We start from the raw sequence: 14698 nt of genomic DNA, 5'->3' as shown, positions 1-14698 counted from the left end.
TGAAAAAGCTAAAATAAATTGATATCTTTAAAGAGCTATTTTAAAAATATTAATATATGAATTCAGACGTTTCTTTAATTCTAACGGTCATTGGCGCTGTAGTAGCCTTATTTTTTTTACTTTACTTGTTGCCGGTCAATCTTTGGTTTACGGCTCAACTATCCAATGTCCGTATCAGCCTGTTGAATCTGGTATTGATGCGCTTACGTAAAGTGTCACCAGCCTTAGTGACCAATGCGATGATTACGTCGACTAAAGCAGGGCTTCGTATCAATACGAATGATATTGAAACTCACTACCTTGCTGGTGGTAATGTGAATAAGGTGATTAAAGCATTGATTTCAGCGGATAAAGCGAATATTCCTTTGGATTTCAAGCTTGCTACGGCTATCGATTTAGCTGGGCGTGATGTATTCGATGCTGTTCAGCTTTCTGTGAATCCTCAGGTTATTAATACGCCTCCAGTGGCAGCAGTAGCAAAAGATGGTATCCAGCTGATTGCAAAAGCTAGGGTTACAGTACGTGCTAATATTAATCAATTGGTGGGTGGAGCTGGTGAGGAAACTATTTTAGCTCGTGTCGGAGAGGGGATTGTGACGACAATTGGTTCTTCTGCAAATCATAAGGAGGTGTTGGAAAACCCTGATCGTATATCGAAGACAGTATTATCTAAAGGCTTAGATTCCGGGACAGCATTTGAAATCTTATCTATTGACATCGCTGATATCGATATTGGTGAAAACGTGGGTGCAAAATTACAGACCGATCAGGCAGAAGCAGATCTTAAAGTGGCCAATGCCCGTGCCGAAGAACGTCGTGCCATGGCTGTAGCCAATGAGCAAGAGATGAAAGCGAAGGCACAAGAGGCTAAGGCCAAAGTAATAGAAGCTGAAGCGCAGGTACCTTTAGCTATGGCGGAGGCCTTCCGTAATGGTAATCTAGGCGTGATGGATTATTATAAAATGCAAAATATCCAAGCGGACACCGATATGCGTTCGTCGATATCGAACCCTAAGGGGAACGAAAAGAATAAATCTTAAAAAAAAGTAACTCTTATCTAGAGGGGCGATAAAACGCCCCTTTTTTTCGTTTTGTGAATAATTTTGGTACATCGATAAAAAAACAAAACCTTGACGATGGGCGCCAAGGTTTGCTACTAACCAATTATAAACCTAAATTATGAAAAGACTATTCTAGAACAACTCTCCGCACTACATCTCTTTGCACATATTCCCGAATTGTTAAGACAAAGTTACGTCAAGAATTGATAGCTGTCAAGCCCTTTGGTGATAAAAGTTGCGATAACAACTACTTTGTGACAAAGTTTTGATGTTTGTGGTTTATATCGATAAATCTATGGCTATTCTGAGTAAGGACAGAGTTTAGTAGATCTACAATTAATAGTTACCTTTGTGTTAAATATGATTTATTCTACGTTTAAAAAAATAAAATGTGTCGTATTGGATGTCGATGGCGTATTGACAAATGGTACGATACTGGTAAATGAAGAAGGCCATCAATTGCGAGCTTTCAATGTTAAGGACGGTTACGCCATTCAGTATGCGGTCAGACAGGGACTTTTGGTTTTTGTAATTACAGGTGGACGATCACAGGGTGTTTTGAGTCGTTTTGAAGGATTACATGTGCCCGAGATACATTTGGGCGTGAGTGATAAATTGACACTGCTAAAGGAGCTGTTGGTTCGCTATGGATTAAGTTTAGGAGAAGTTGCCTTTATTGGCGACGATATGCCCGATTATACGTGTATGAAAGCCGTTGGAGCGGCGATATCCCCAGCAGATGCTGTCGAGGATATTAAGAAGGTAAGTCATTATGTCTCCACCAAGAGCGGGGGAGAGGGCGTAGTGCGTGAAACGATCGAAAAAATATTGCGACTCCAGGATAAGTGGCATAGTGAGGTTCTTATAAAAAGTGTGTAATATGTTACTTTCAGAGGCAGTAGCCAAGATTTCTATTATTTTAGGCTCCCAATCTCCCCGTCGAAAAGAGCTTTTGTCTTCATTGGATCTGGAGTTTCAGGTCGTTGTGCGTGAGATCGACGAAAGCGTACCAACCGAAATTTCTTCTGCCAACGCAGCGGAATATATTGCATTACAAAAGATAGAAGCTTTTTCAGATTCGGAGTTTTTTGAACATCTTATTATTACTGCGGATACGGTGGTAGTTGATCATACAGATCGGGTACTCGGTAAGCCCCGTGATGTCGAAGAGGCAAGAGCCGTATTGTCCACATTGAGCGGTCGTGCGCATCGGGTCTATACGGGTGTAGCGATTCGCTATAGGGGACAAGTCTGTAGTTTTACCAGTAAAACTGTCGTCTGTTTTCGTTGTTTAGATCCAATAGAGATCGATTATTACCTTAACAAATGCCAGCCTTATGACAAAGCAGGCTCCTACGGGATTCAGGAATGGATTGGCCGTATCGGGGTAGAGTCCATTGAGGGATCTTTTGAAAATGTCGTTGGGCTGCCGACGAGCAGGCTCTATGAAGAGCTCAAGCGAATTATAATGACATAAAAAAGGGCTGTTTTATTCAAACAGCCCTTTTTTCTTATTTGATGTGATATCTCACTCCTGTGTAGAACATTCTACCAGTTAGTGGACCCCATAATAAGTTGGTGTCAAAATATTGACCGAATGGTTCATCAAAACCAAGGATTGGATCTTTTTGATAATAGTTCGTTAGATTCTCTCCGCCGATATAGATATCAAAGTTTTTATTTCGTCCTAATGTTCTGCTTACCTGTGCATTCATTGTTACGTAGCTTTTAGAGTTGGAAGCTAATTGATACGCCTCGGGATTAGCAGCTGTTGACGGCAATCTTTTTTCTCCCACTACATTCAATGTATAGTCAAATGACCATCCACTGTGCAGGTTGTAGGCCAGGTTCATGAAGCCTCTGTGTTTTGCTGTCAATGGTTTCTGTAAGCGCCCATTTGTATAGTCCGTCTGTACGTCCAATAGCCTATAAGCAAATCTGGCTTCAAAATGTTGAGCAGGCATAAAACGCAGCTCCGTTTGCAAGCTGTTAGAGAAAGATTTGCCATCCAAATTATAGAAAGAAACTGCTCTTGGGTCTTCATAGTCTATGACAACTTGATTTTGGAAGTTGTTGTGGAAGAGTTCGACAGATACCCCAGCTTCTCTTCCGAACAATTGAAAGTTTTGATCAAAAGTCAATCCCGTATTCCACGATACTTCAGGCTTTAATCCATAAGCATTATTCTGGTTCGCTAATGAGGCAAAGTCGATGGCACGACTAGAAGCAAATATGCTCATGTTTTCAGCGAATATATTCGCTGTACGTTGTCCTCTGCCTGAGCTTAGACGGACTGTGGTGGTAGATGTGGGAGCGTAGCGTACGACAGCTCGTGGAGTTGTAAACCAGCCGTATAACGAATTATAGTCTTGACGTAAACCTAATACTGCGTCAAAGTTTTCGTTTGGACTGTAGGTGTATTCTGCAAATGCCCCAGTGACGGCTTCTTTTCTTTTAAAATTGAATTTATTTATGGTCTCGTCGTAATCGTCGTAGGATACCGAGGCTCCCACTTTGTATTTGTGTGCGACAGAACCGATTACATCATGGAAAATCAGGTTGGCGTAACCGCTGCTTTGCTTGCTCAAATAGTTGGTCAATCCAAAATAACTGTCCTGTTTGTAATTGGAACCGGATAGCTGTAAGCCGATACTTCTCAATCTGTTTTCTGGAAACACATAACCTATTTTTGCAAATCCTTCGATACGTTGGTTGTCAAAACCAAGTCCATATGCATTGGTTGTACCTTTGTCAGTAGATTTGTTGAAGTTGGTCTGCCCTCCCGTACGGTCGTCTTTGAGGTATTTGACTCCGAACTGTGCGATTACCCCTTTGCCATCTTCATAATGCCATCTGTTGATACCGGAGAATAAATTTCCTACAGGAGCATCTCTGAATCCATTCTTGCTATAGTTCACATTCTTGTTGTACATGAAGTTGTCATGAAGCAAGAAACCTACAGACCATTTTTCATTCAGTTTTTGGGCTAAATTTAAATTTAGATCCGTACGCCCCATGTCATTGGCATAGGCATTGAAGAACAGTTTGTCCGAATCGTGTGGTTTTTTCAATTCCACGTTAATCTGTCCAGCCATATTTTCAAAGCCATTCACGACCGAACCTATACCTTTTGATATTTCTATGGAGCTGATCCACGTACCAGCAATACTGTTCAGTCCCAGCGGTGTAGCGAAGCCACGTGGCCCTGGTAGACCTTCTACTGTAAGTTGAGTGTATATCCCACTTAGGCCCAGCATTTGAATCTGTTTACTGCCCGTTACGGCATCATTACTTACGACGTCTACCGATGCATTGGTAGAAAAACTTTCACTAAGGTCGCAACAAGCCGCTTTGAAAAGCTCTTTTGTCGTCAGTATTTCTTTCCGGTTAGGACTCAGCTTGTCGAGGTAAGTAGATTTTCTGCTTCTGGACACAACGACCTCTGACAACACATTGTCTTTGGAGTGAATGACCAATACCTCATGAAGGTCTTTTATGACTATGGTATCAGCTTGCATGCCCGGATGTGAAAATATAAGGTGCTTGTATCCTTTTTCGTGTTTTATCTTAAAAACACCATTCTCATTACTTGTGGTCTGTTTAGATGGTGCCTCTAGCCATTTTATATTGACCCCTACTATAGGCGTCAGTTCGGCTTTACCATCCTCGTTGACTACCACTCCGGTGATGATATGCTCGTGGTCATGGTGATCATGATCATCATGCTTCCCTTTTGAGTCGTGGTTGTGCCCTGCATGGTCATCGTGATTATGTCCCGCGTGATCGTCATGGTTGTGACCTTCGTGATCACCCTGTTTGACTTCACCTAGGCGCTCATAGAGACAGCACTCATGTAGTTTTGCATATACATCGTCAGCTGCTTTTACCAATGGCGTATCATGCCCAGCGTTGGCTATAGCCTGTTGGATTTGTGTCAGATTGACTTTTTTTGAGTTGTATTTTGTTGTGATCTTATGGGTTTTGTCGTCCCATACGGCAGATTCTACTCCCGGTATCTTCGCTGCTGTTTCGATACGTTTCTTACACATTCCACAGTTTCCTGGGACTTCGAATACCGCAGTGCTGTGTGTTTGTGCAATTGTAATTTGCGCTATAAAAATAAATATAAGTAATGATGTGATTCTATAAAAAGTACGCATATGTGTATAATATACTTGGTGAGCTCATAAGCCCATTTTATGTTTTACCGTGCCATATGAGATATCTAGGTTGTATGCTGTGCTGATCGACACAGGTACTATACTTAGGATATTACATATAGATGCTCTTATCTGTTGTGATTTATGAGGCATAGATGTACCGTGCCCCATTGTACTGACAAAGGAGAATCTATTCTAAATCCTAAAAATGCAATTTAATAGAAATGTAGGTGGAGAAGTGTCGGTATAGACAAAGGAATTCTTCAGTGCGAATTCAGTTTTTTGTAATTCAAAACTGACTGGCTTAAGATTAATCCATAATCTTGTGAGAATAGCCGGAGCTACATCGATAGAGAAATTGGAATGTCCGGAAAAGAGTTTGTTGGCGAGCTGGTCGATCTTAATCTCGATATCGCTGCACTTTCCATCAGAACAGGTTTTGTGCGTAGAAGAACTAGAAGTATGTTGTTCTTCTTTTGTGCATACAGGACATAGGTCATGTCCCGCTTTTTCGTATATACTGATCGATGTTCCGCCGCAACAATTATGCATGTATACAGACCCCCCGAAAGAGACCACTGTATAAACAATACATAATAAAAGGGCTAGAAATCTTTTCATTAGAAGCAAATATAACGGAAATAAAATGATAAAAAATGTTTTGCTGTTGCAACATTATTGTTATCTTAGTGTTAGCTAACCTTTATCTGATTATTATGGTAGAATTTTTTGAACAACCTGTTGTCGCTCTAGCAGGTGTCGCAGCACTGGTTTTCGCCGCCCTTTTATTATTTAGAGTATATTCCAAAGTGATGTCCAGAGTACGATAATCTATGCTATGGAAGATTGTTCGACTTATGGTCTGATTGAAAAGAAGCAGTATTTGTTTTAGATGAATTTTATGGAAAGTTCAACTTTCCATCATCATAGCATAAAAGAGAGTTATAAACCCAAACACTTTTTATTATGCTATTTTCAAAATCAGTTATTTTCAACAAAGAATGGATGGATATCGTCTTTGTTGGACGAAACAAAGCTTATGGAGCTTATCAATTAAGGCTTTTTGGAGACAAGGCTATACAGATTTCTTTAGGAGGTGTGGTGTTGTGTGTTATGACCTTGTGTAGCTTATCTTTTATATCCCCTAAGGACAGAAGGGCCGAAGTAAACTATGGGCAGATGCTCGATGCTTCTTTGATCACCGTGGAAATTGATAATTCCGTGCCGATCAAGGAAGAAGTGGTTATTCCTCGGGAATCGGGAGAGGCACAGCAGGTCGCTCAAGATGTTCCTGCTGTAGATTTAGTAAAGTTTACTGAAGTTAATCCCACCAATAGAGCTTCGGTTCGAGAAGATATCGTAGAGACATCCGAAACGCTGTTGTCGCGAAAGATGATTGCTGCGATTTCGATGAAAGGGCAGGCTGGAGGTACGCTCGTGCCAAAAGGTGCTTTTGGTAAGGAAAAGCGGGAAGGTGGAAGCAAAGGCAAGTCTATCGGAAGTGTTGTTGGGGGAGGAGAGGATGGTGATACTCCCTTTGAGACAGTGGAGATCATGCCTGAACCTCCAGGAGGTATGAAAGCTTTTGTAGACTGGGTTGCTCGTAACTATCAATTTCCATCGGCTGCAGTCGACAATGAAGTAGCTGGTCTCATACAAGTTTCATTTGTGGTAGAGAAAGACGGAAGCTTGAGTTCTTTTGATGTCCAGCGTGACCTGGGATTCGGTACCGGAAATCAAGCTGTTGAACTACTGAAAAGAGCAAAACGATGGGCTCCGGGTATTCAGAATGGCCGACCGGTTAGGGTCTCTTATAGTCTGCCCATAAGACTGAGCACTATACAGCAATGATTTTTTCAGGCCCCTCATGGGGCTTGAATCATTTATAGGGGCTACCTGTGTTAATGGCGCGGTTTGATCTGTAGGTAGATGTTTTTTGCATCCACTCCAACTTTCCAACGTGGACCATGTTCGATGAGATAGATTACCTTGGCGTTTAGCTTTTTGTCTGATGATCTTATTATAGATACATTTGTAGGAGTACCTTCTTTGTTGAGTTCCAGTCGTACAGACAGATCATACTCCCCCTCCGTCATTTTATCGATTTCTGAAAATAGGTATGACATGTACTTTTCCCAGCCGTTGCTCGGTACGCTTTTTCCGGACCTGACGGCTTTGGAGTCAAAACCAATATCGTCCAATAAATCTTCTAAAGGAGATAGCAATATGGTTTGTGAGCCGTCCTCCGCTTTAACTTCTTTTGCTCGATATCCGGAGGCATTTATTTTCAAACTTTTCTTGCTATTGGCCGCATACAAAAATCTTCCATCGGCATCTGTCAGGACGACATTGTCATTTTGGGTATCCGTTACTTCTACTCCTGCGAGCGGCTGTTTTGATTGCTGATCCAGAATTTGTCCCCAGATTAAGTCGGTCTTAGAATCCAAGCCTAGGCTACTGAGGCGAGCTCTCATTTGAGCGCTAGACAGTGGCGTGTTGGGGTTGTTACTAACCCTCGTATCTGCGACTTTCCCTTGCGCTTGCTTTTTTTGATTCGCTGCCATTAGGCTGTACTTGTCTTGTCCTTCCGTGTTGATGATGATGACATCGCTTTCATGTTTAGGATGGCCAAGATTCAAAGTGCCTGTTAGATCTTGATTCAGTTCAATGTTTTTTTCTGTAGGCGTGTAGGCCAGGATTTTGCTTTCTTGTTCGGTAAGCTTTCTGGATGCTGGATTATTGGACGCATTCGACTGTTTCCGCATGTTTTCAGCTGGACCGGCTTGAGCTGTATAATCTGGGCTTACAAAAGATCGTCCAGAGCTATCAGCTGTTGAAGCTATTTCTGCGATACGATCATGGCTCGGGCCGACAAAGCCTGGGTTTGTGTCGTTGTTGACAGCAGCAATTTCGGTTTTTACATTTTGGTCGTCATTATTCCAAAGTAATAGGCTTGCTATGGACAGCACTACGATGGCAGATGCCGCAATCTGTAAAAATTTGTTGGTCCAGAACGGCTTTCGGGCCGTTTTTCGTGTTATTTGCTGACGTATATCACCAAATGATGGTATAGAGGTTCCATGTTGTTTTTCGACTTCTAGACCCGACAGTATATCCATTAACATTTCATCGTCATGGGCAGCACGCTCTACTTCGTGCATTTCCCGTGAAGACAATTCGCCATTGATGTACTTGCGTAGATGGGCAATATCGAAAGTCAGTTTACGCATCGGCTCTATCCATACAATTTTTTAAGTTTCTCTTTCCGTTTTGGATATAGCTTTTTACTTCGTTCATACTATATCCTGTTATTTCGACTATTTCTTTGTAACAATGTTCATTTATGAAAAAGAGATCTACGGTTACCTTTTGTTTCTCAGGAAGCTTGTCTATGCACTGTTCCAATAACGATAACCTTCCTTCTTTCTCCGAATAACTTTCTTCCTGATGCATATTTGTTGGGAATTCCACAAATTCATCCATTGAAACTTCTATTCTGCCTTTTTTTGACCGTAGATCCATCAAGCAAAAATTCTTGCTCACAACGTATAGCCACTTTGGAAAGCTCTTGATATCCTGCTTTTTAATTTTGGTTATAAGCTCTTCAAAGATTTGCATTACGGCATCTTTGCTTTTTTCCTCTTCTTTAAAGTAGCGCAAGCATACGTAGTATACCATTTCTGTATGCTTGCTATACAGTGTGCCTAAGGCTTCCATATCATCTGTCCGAAGATACCGTGTCAGTAAGACAGCATCGTCTTCAATGGAAGGAAGGTCTGCATTGTATAGTTTCATAAAATTGCCGTCAAATTACCGCTTTTTTTTCAGAGTATCAGTTATTTAATGTTAAATCAGCTTTTGCAGGAGATTTTCCTTATAAAGGAGACCAGTATACGTAGGACTCTTTGACAATATGATAGCGGTTGTTTTTGCCCGGTGTTAGGAAAGTAAGATCGCCCCCCTCAGCTCCTGGAAATGAGGTTACCAATTCTATTTTGCCCTTATGCTCAAAAGCATTCAGAATGGTGAAATCTTCCATTGGGAATTCGCCACCATCATCTACTCGCCAAGTACTCATTTCGTTATATTCGGCTTTGAATTCCTGAATCAATAGGTTCTTTCCTGTTAGAGGTTTGGTAACAAGTACTACGGTCAGGCTATCTCCAACAGGGGCTAATTGCGCTAAAAATATACTGTCCTTTTGAGCTGTCGTAGCGATCAGTTTGGCATTTGTAACAGATCGGCCGTATGTCTTTTTCAATTCGGTCACTAAACTGCTTTTGGTAGCATAAGCTACGTTGTTATGGATCTTAAGTGCCTTCCTGCTTTTTAAGAAGCTGTCACTGCAGAGCAGGACATAAGCATCACCGGGCTTTGCTTTGGCAGCCAGTTTAAATACGGCCCCTGGTACATTGTCAAAGTTGTCGGGTGTCTGTCTTCCGTTATAATCGTCTGACTCTTTTTGTACTTTAACAAAATCCAGCTTATACGACTGCTCATTAATCCAGGTATGCTTGATCTTATCGTAGTCTTCTATAGGTGGTTCTTCATCGTCGATGACAATGATTTGGTCGCGCGTGGCATTGAATAGTCCAAAGCTGATATCTCCATGAGATAAGGTATCGCTGGTTACGCTCTCTGGGACAGTCCGAAGGGTAGTGTCTTGTATTGTCGTAGTGATACTGTTTTGTGGCTGAGGATTATTACATCCCATATAGAACACCATCGAGATGATGTACAGTGGTAATAAATACCATCGGAGATATGTGTTGTTCATGAATACAAATTTAATGTAAAATGTTTTAAAACCATGGTGGTTTACAGAAGAAGATTTGGTGCGGTGTTTGTAGCTTTTTTAGAACAAAGCACACGTTCTGTCGAAATTAGGAGGTTTTTTAAATCACAAATGTGGAAAACTACCTGTTTTGTCGTATAATTGCTAACCGTTATATTCGTGTTAGTTAGGAGGAAATGATATGAAGATAGAAAAAAGTATATATGTATTATTGATCCTTGTTCCACTTTTTTTAACCTCCTGTGGCGCCAAAAAGAAAACTTTATATAGTAACGCAGGAAAGGTTGAGACAGGTAAAATAGCATCTAGAAAAGGAACAAAAAAAGGAAATCTAACAGCCTACTATGCGGACTTGCTGGGCACAGATGCTAAAGCATTGAACGCCGATCTTTATTCTTTTATTGATGACTGGATGGGAAGCCCGCATCGTATGGGAGGACTTACGCGTTCAGGTATCGACTGTTCGGCCTTTGTCGGGATGGTTTATAACGAGGTGTATCGAAAGGACTTGCCCCGTACATCCAGAGATATGGCCCAGCGCATCAAGCGTAAGTATGACAACCAGTTGCAGGAAGGAGATTTGGTTTTTTTCTCTTTCGGTGGTCGTGATATCGATCATGTAGGTGTTTATCTTCAAAATGGGAAATTTGTACATGTATCGACCAAGCAGGGGGTGGTGATCTCTAATCTTAAAGATACATGGTATTACAAATATCTCAAGCGCTGTGGTACACCTACAAGCTAGGTCTCGTTAAAAGTCCCGTCTGTCATCAAACCATTGTGCGGCGAGTTCCTGTGGCAGATCGAGTCGGGAAGAAGCAACGAGTTGCTCTACGGCAGTACCTGTATCTTCTCGCTCGACAGTTTCTATATTGTGCAAGGTATTGATCAGGTCTATCAATTCGATAATAGCTTGTTTCACTTCTGCTTCCGTCTTCGCTTTACCTATGGCTTTTAGGGCGGATTTGTATGCTTTGGTTGCGATTTTGGCATTTTTTCCTTCCCAATTGGTGAATGGAATTCCATACTCGGTCGTAAACCATATTTTTTTACGCAGCTTCGATACGGAGGAGTATTCCATCTCCCGTTCTTTAAGCAGGCTTTTAAGTTCCTGTTGTAGGATCTTACCCTGTGTCTCTTCGATGTTCCAACCGATGAAGCTTTTGAGTTTTTGCCATATTTTCAGTGCTGGCATGCCTGTTAGATCGGGCATCGTCCGTAATCCCAGATATTCGAGCTCATGTAGTTGAGCTATAGCCTGTAGATTGGTGATATTACCGCTAAGATTCAGACTTTGTATGTTTTTGAACTGCAATAAGCTGCTACAGTCGACTGCTGCCCCTATCACAGTATTGTCTACATGTACTGAGGTTACTGTCTTATTTAATGACAGGAATTCCGGTAAGCAGTAGTTGTTATCAGCTGCTGTACCGGTATCTGGAGCAAATTGTACGAGCGTAGTGCTAGGACTGGCTTTAATCTGTATGTTGGCCAGATTGCCGGAGAGGTATAGTTTTTTGATATTTTCGCCCAGTATTAATTCTATCGGATTGGCTGTAGCATGGATGCTGAGTTCATAGATGTTTGCCTTGCTGAGGTCTGCTTTCATTGGGCCTATCGGAGCCCAGTTCAGGTTTTCTATCCTTCGCTTCTCCGACCATTGGATGAAACCTGTATCATCTCCCGAGTAATAGAAAAAACGAGGCCAGTCACCATTAGGATAACGATCTGCATTTTGTTTTCCATGTGGTGTGTACATTTCGTTGAATACATCCCAGTTGATTGCGCTTCCTTCCACAACCAGTACATCGTATTTCCCTTTGGACATATTTTTCGTTCCTATAGAAAAACTCCCCTGTCCGGGAGGGATTACTATTTTGTGGCTGTTTTCTCCGGTTAGGGATATAAAGGTAGGTGTGCTTCTGTCCATGTGTGTATGAATGCTGTATTGCTCAAATGTAGGAATTTGCCGTTGATTTTTTAGTTTCTTAATTAAAGTGGGAAGGTTATGGAAGTAAACTGTGGATCGAAAGAAATTGCTGTTTTATCTTCTTGTTTTTTAATTTGGCTTTACTTTGTGACAATAGTTTGTTGAGACTGGCTTTATTTTGTTACAGGTATTGGGTGAAATTGGGTTTATTTTGTGACAATAAGTGTGTATATTTGGGTTTGCTTTTGTTACATTTTTAACTTTTGTTATGGAATTCAAGAGAGCTATTCAGGGGTGTTTGGATAATTGGAGAGGTCGTGTAGATCGAAAGCCTTTGATTTTACGAGGAGCAAGGCAGGTTGGTAAAACGACTTTAATACGTGATTTTTCAAAGAAATACAAGCATCGTATTATTCTTAATTTAGAAAAGCCCGCAGATCGACGATATTTTGAAAACTTTGATAATGTACAAGACATTGTTGAAGCTCTCTTTCTTGTTCACGAAGTTCCTTCGAAGGACATTTCAGATACCATTCTCTTTATAGACGAGATTCAAGAGAGTCCTGCTGCAATTCAATTATTACGCTACTTCTATGAAGAGATGTCAGAACTACATGTTATTAGTGCAGGTTCTCTTCTCGAATTTGCTATGCAGGAGATTCCTAGTTTTCCAGTCGGTAGGGTTGAGTTTTTGTATTTGCATCCTTTGAATTTTCAAGAGTATCTAGAAGCCAATAGTAAGACTAATCTTGCCGGATATCTGAATAAAATTCCTGTTTCTAAAGTTGCTCATCAGATTTTAATGGATGAATTTCACAGATTTGCAATCATAGGAGGAATGCCAGAGATTGTTAAAGCGGATTTGGTAACATCTAATCTATCTGACCTTATTTCTAAATACGAGAGTATTTGGGGGACATATAAAAACGATGTGGAGAAATACGCTTCTAATGATACGGAACGTAAGATTATTAAACATATTATGGATACAGCTCCTTTGTATTTAGATGAACGTGTTAAATTTCAGGGTTTTGGTAATTCAAACTACCGTTCACGGGAAATTGGAGAGTCATTCCGGACCTTAGATAATGCTAAAATTATAAGGTTGATTTATCCTACTACTGATGTGACTCCTCCGATTCGGAGCGATATTAAGAAGTCGCCTAGATTACAGTTCTTAGACACAGGACTCATTAATTATGCGGCAGGTATTCAGTCTGATATGCTTGCGATGAAAGATTTGAGTCCTGCATATAAAGGGACATTAGTTCCTCATTTGATTGTACAAGAGCTGATCTCTATACAGTTTTCCTCAACATCAATGCCTCACTTTTGGGTTAGGGATAAGGCTCAGTCCAGTGCAGAGGTTGACGCTCTTTTTGTTGCCAAGGGGTTGGTAATACCTATTGAAGTAAAGTCTGGTGCTACAGGTTCATTGAAGTCTCTTCATCAATTTTTGGAAAGAGTGGAGCATCATTTCGCAGTTCGGATATATGGAGGAGAGCTAAGAGTTGAGGATACCGTTACACCAAATGGAAAGCCTTATAAATTACTGAACCTTCCGTATTATTTGGGAACAAAGTTGCCAGAATATATCGATTGGTTTATAAGCAAAGTAGACTAATGTCAAATTTCCCCCTCATGTAATAAAATTTAGGCTACTGTTATACTGTTCTTTTTGTTTTTATCTCCACTTTTGATAGGCATGGTCAATATCAAAGGGATATGATGATTGATGTTTAGACGTTTGCTTGTCGTATTCGATGATTCTTTCTAGGTTTTCCAGTATATATTCTTTTATTGGCTTAATATTTTCTTGTTCTAAGGAATAAGGGTAATCGATATAGTGAAAAGTTTGAGCCTCGGCATGAAACAAAAATATATAATCATCGTTTGTACGCTGCTTACGGTAACCTTGAAGTTTGTAATACGGAAAATGTTTGGTAGGTCTTTTTATGATTTCAAACTGTAGGGATACTTCTGGTTTAGGATCCGAGCTGTAATAATTGTGTAAAGAGATATCATTAATAATCTCGTAATATTCTTCAAATCTCTTTAGAATGTCTTGTTCATCTTTGGTATAGCTGAACGGGTAAGGGAGGTATTCCCCATTTTCTAAGACATAGTCTTTTTCATGTTTTTTTGTTTTGCTCGGTGTGATCAGATTTCCGTTTTTGTTCATATATCCTTTGAATGAGCTGGAGGAGTTTGGCACTACAGTCCAATGCTCTTCATCTATTCGTTCTTTTTTGACATCGCGTAGTACTGTTGCATAACCATAGTTGAATGGAATTGCAAAGTCCCATTCAGGGGAGATTTTGATATTTCCCTCCTCGTCGGCAAATCCAATTTTTCCATTATCTAAGGCGATAATACGTTGTAGGTCTTCCGAAAAATAATCACTGCCATTATCAAACCACAAGGTGTAGTAAAGAGGCTCCCCTTTTCTATTATATACTGTAGCCGATGGCATAGCGGGATTATCCGTCGCGAGTGGGGATTTGTTTAGACTTCCCGGTAATTCAAAGATGGGAGAGAGGATAGGTTTAGAAAAATCAATTTCGTACGTTATTCTATGTCTTCCAAGGGGGACAATTATTTCTGTCGCTGATTTTACCCCCAATTGAATAGAATCTTTATCCGTAAAGTAATAGAGTTCTTGTCCAGATACGGAGCTGATAAAACCTAAAAGAATACACCCGATTATACTAAAACTGTTTTTTATAGACATATACGTCGCTATTTCTTTTTA

General features: G+C 40.6%; 13 protein-coding genes. 6 read left to right on the top strand and 7 right to left on the bottom strand.

Annotated features, from left to right (window positions below):
* Window positions 1-56 precede the first annotated feature (56 nt).
* The 3 genes from floA to M472_RS39110 all read left to right on the top strand — a co-directional run bounded on the left by floA (window position 57) and on the right by M472_RS39110 (window position 2538).
* Window positions 57-1040 (top strand): flotillin-like protein FloA, encoded by a 984-nt coding sequence (gene floA, locus M472_RS39120; protein WP_021071454.1) that lies wholly within the window; start codon window positions 57-59, stop codon window positions 1038-1040.
* Window positions 1041-1421: 381 nt separating this feature from the next.
* On the top strand, window positions 1422-1940 hold the full coding sequence (locus M472_RS39115; RefSeq protein ID WP_021071453.1) for a KdsC family phosphatase: 519 nt from the start codon (window positions 1422-1424) through the stop codon (window positions 1938-1940).
* A 1-nt stretch (window position 1941) separates the two neighbouring features.
* Window positions 1942-2538, top strand: a complete 597-nt coding sequence (locus tag M472_RS39110; protein WP_021071452.1) for a Maf family protein — start codon at window positions 1942-1944, stop codon at window positions 2536-2538.
* Between the two features lie 34 nt (window positions 2539-2572).
* Here M472_RS39110 and M472_RS39105 read toward each other — a convergent pair whose 3' ends face one another.
* Both M472_RS39105 and M472_RS39100 read right to left on the bottom strand, forming a co-directional pair.
* Complete coding sequence (locus M472_RS39105; protein WP_262506454.1) at window positions 2573-5110, bottom strand: TonB-dependent receptor domain-containing protein; 2538 nt, start codon at window positions 5108-5110, stop codon at window positions 2573-2575.
* 306 nt (window positions 5111-5416) lie between these two features.
* Window positions 5417-5842 carry a hypothetical protein gene (locus tag M472_RS39100; protein ID WP_144062758.1) on the bottom strand — a complete coding sequence of 142 codons (426 nt, stop codon included), beginning with the start codon at window positions 5840-5842 and terminating at the stop codon, window positions 5417-5419.
* A 345-nt stretch (window positions 5843-6187) separates the two neighbouring features.
* Between M472_RS39100 and M472_RS39095 the strand changes: the two genes are divergently transcribed.
* Window positions 6188-7072: an energy transducer TonB gene (locus M472_RS39095; protein ID WP_021071449.1), complete on the top strand. Its 885-nt coding sequence runs from the start codon at window positions 6188-6190 to the stop codon at window positions 7070-7072.
* A 50-nt stretch (window positions 7073-7122) separates the two neighbouring features.
* Here M472_RS39095 and M472_RS39090 read toward each other — a convergent pair whose 3' ends face one another.
* From M472_RS39090 to M472_RS39080, 3 genes are all read right to left on the bottom strand, one after another.
* Window positions 7123-8451 (bottom strand): carboxypeptidase-like regulatory domain-containing protein, encoded by a 1329-nt coding sequence (locus M472_RS39090; RefSeq protein ID WP_021071448.1) that lies wholly within the window; start codon window positions 8449-8451, stop codon window positions 7123-7125.
* Window positions 8444-9016 (bottom strand): RNA polymerase sigma factor, encoded by a 573-nt coding sequence (locus M472_RS39085; RefSeq protein WP_021071447.1) that lies wholly within the window; start codon window positions 9014-9016, stop codon window positions 8444-8446. Before M472_RS39085 ends, M472_RS39090 begins: the two co-directional genes overlap by 8 nt.
* A 79-nt stretch (window positions 9017-9095) precedes the next feature.
* On the bottom strand, window positions 9096-9998 hold the full coding sequence (locus tag M472_RS39080; protein ID WP_144062757.1) for a hypothetical protein: 903 nt from the start codon (window positions 9996-9998) through the stop codon (window positions 9096-9098).
* 199 nt (window positions 9999-10197) lie between these two features.
* On the opposite strand from M472_RS39080, the gene M472_RS39075 reads away from it, so the two are divergent.
* A complete protein-coding gene (locus M472_RS39075) occupies window positions 10198-10761 on the top strand; it encodes a C40 family peptidase (protein ID WP_021071445.1) in 564 nt (187 codons plus the stop codon).
* A gap of 6 nt (window positions 10762-10767) precedes the next feature.
* Here the strand turns inward: M472_RS39075 and M472_RS39070 are convergent, their stop codons facing one another.
* Window positions 10768-11946, bottom strand: coding sequence for a hypothetical protein (locus M472_RS39070; protein WP_021071444.1), 1179 nt, complete (start codon window positions 11944-11946; stop codon window positions 10768-10770).
* Between the two features lie 268 nt (window positions 11947-12214).
* On the opposite strand from M472_RS39070, the gene M472_RS39065 reads away from it, so the two are divergent.
* Window positions 12215-13570 carry an ATP-binding protein gene (locus M472_RS39065; RefSeq protein ID WP_021071443.1) on the top strand — a complete coding sequence of 452 codons (1356 nt, stop codon included), beginning with the start codon at window positions 12215-12217 and terminating at the stop codon, window positions 13568-13570.
* A 60-nt stretch (window positions 13571-13630) separates the two neighbouring features.
* On the opposite strand, the gene M472_RS44645 is transcribed toward M472_RS39065, so the two are convergent.
* Window positions 13631-14677, bottom strand: coding sequence for a WG repeat-containing protein (locus tag M472_RS44645; RefSeq protein WP_021071442.1), 1047 nt, complete (start codon window positions 14675-14677; stop codon window positions 13631-13633).
* Window positions 14678-14698: the final 21 nt, after the last annotated feature.

The sequence above is a fragment of the Sphingobacterium paucimobilis HER1398 genome, from assembly GCF_000416985.1.
Classification (GTDB): Bacteria; Bacteroidota; Bacteroidia; order Sphingobacteriales; family Sphingobacteriaceae; genus Sphingobacterium; species Sphingobacterium paucimobilis.
Note: the sequence above shows the minus strand (reverse complement) of the source record. Positions and strands in the feature narration are given on the sequence as shown.

Excerpts from the sequence above, each read along its gene's own strand:
- M472_RS39100 (WP_144062758.1), bottom strand. The coding sequence starts at position 5,842 with ATGAAAAGATTTCTAGCCCTTTTATTATGTATTGTTTATACAGTGGTC.
- M472_RS39095 (WP_021071449.1), top strand. The coding sequence starts at position 6,188 with ATGCTATTTTCAAAATCAGTTATTTTCAACAAAGAATGGATGGATATC.
- M472_RS39090 (WP_021071448.1), bottom strand. The coding sequence starts at position 8,451 with ATGCGTAAACTGACTTTCGATATTGCCCATCTACGCAAGTACATCAAT.
- M472_RS39070 (WP_021071444.1), bottom strand. The coding sequence starts at position 11,946 with ATGGACAGAAGCACACCTACCTTTATATCCCTAACCGGAGAAAACAGC.
- floA (WP_021071454.1), top strand. The coding sequence starts at position 57 with ATGAATTCAGACGTTTCTTTAATTCTAACGGTCATTGGCGCTGTAGTA.
- M472_RS44645 (WP_021071442.1), bottom strand. The coding sequence starts at position 14,677 with ATGTCTATAAAAAACAGTTTTAGTATAATCGGGTGTATTCTTTTAGGT.
- M472_RS39075 (WP_021071445.1), top strand. The coding sequence starts at position 10,198 with ATGAAGATAGAAAAAAGTATATATGTATTATTGATCCTTGTTCCACTT.
- M472_RS39105 (WP_262506454.1), bottom strand. The coding sequence starts at position 5,110 with ATGTGTAAGAAACGTATCGAAACAGCAGCGAAGATACCGGGAGTAGAA.
- M472_RS39085 (WP_021071447.1), bottom strand. The coding sequence starts at position 9,016 with ATGAAACTATACAATGCAGACCTTCCTTCCATTGAAGACGATGCTGTC.
- M472_RS39115 (WP_021071453.1), top strand. The coding sequence starts at position 1,422 with ATGATTTATTCTACGTTTAAAAAAATAAAATGTGTCGTATTGGATGTC.
- M472_RS39110 (WP_021071452.1), top strand. The coding sequence starts at position 1,942 with ATGTTACTTTCAGAGGCAGTAGCCAAGATTTCTATTATTTTAGGCTCC.
- M472_RS39065 (WP_021071443.1), top strand. The coding sequence starts at position 12,215 with ATGGAATTCAAGAGAGCTATTCAGGGGTGTTTGGATAATTGGAGAGGT.
- M472_RS39080 (WP_144062757.1), bottom strand. The coding sequence starts at position 9,998 with ATGAACAACACATATCTCCGATGGTATTTATTACCACTGTACATCATC.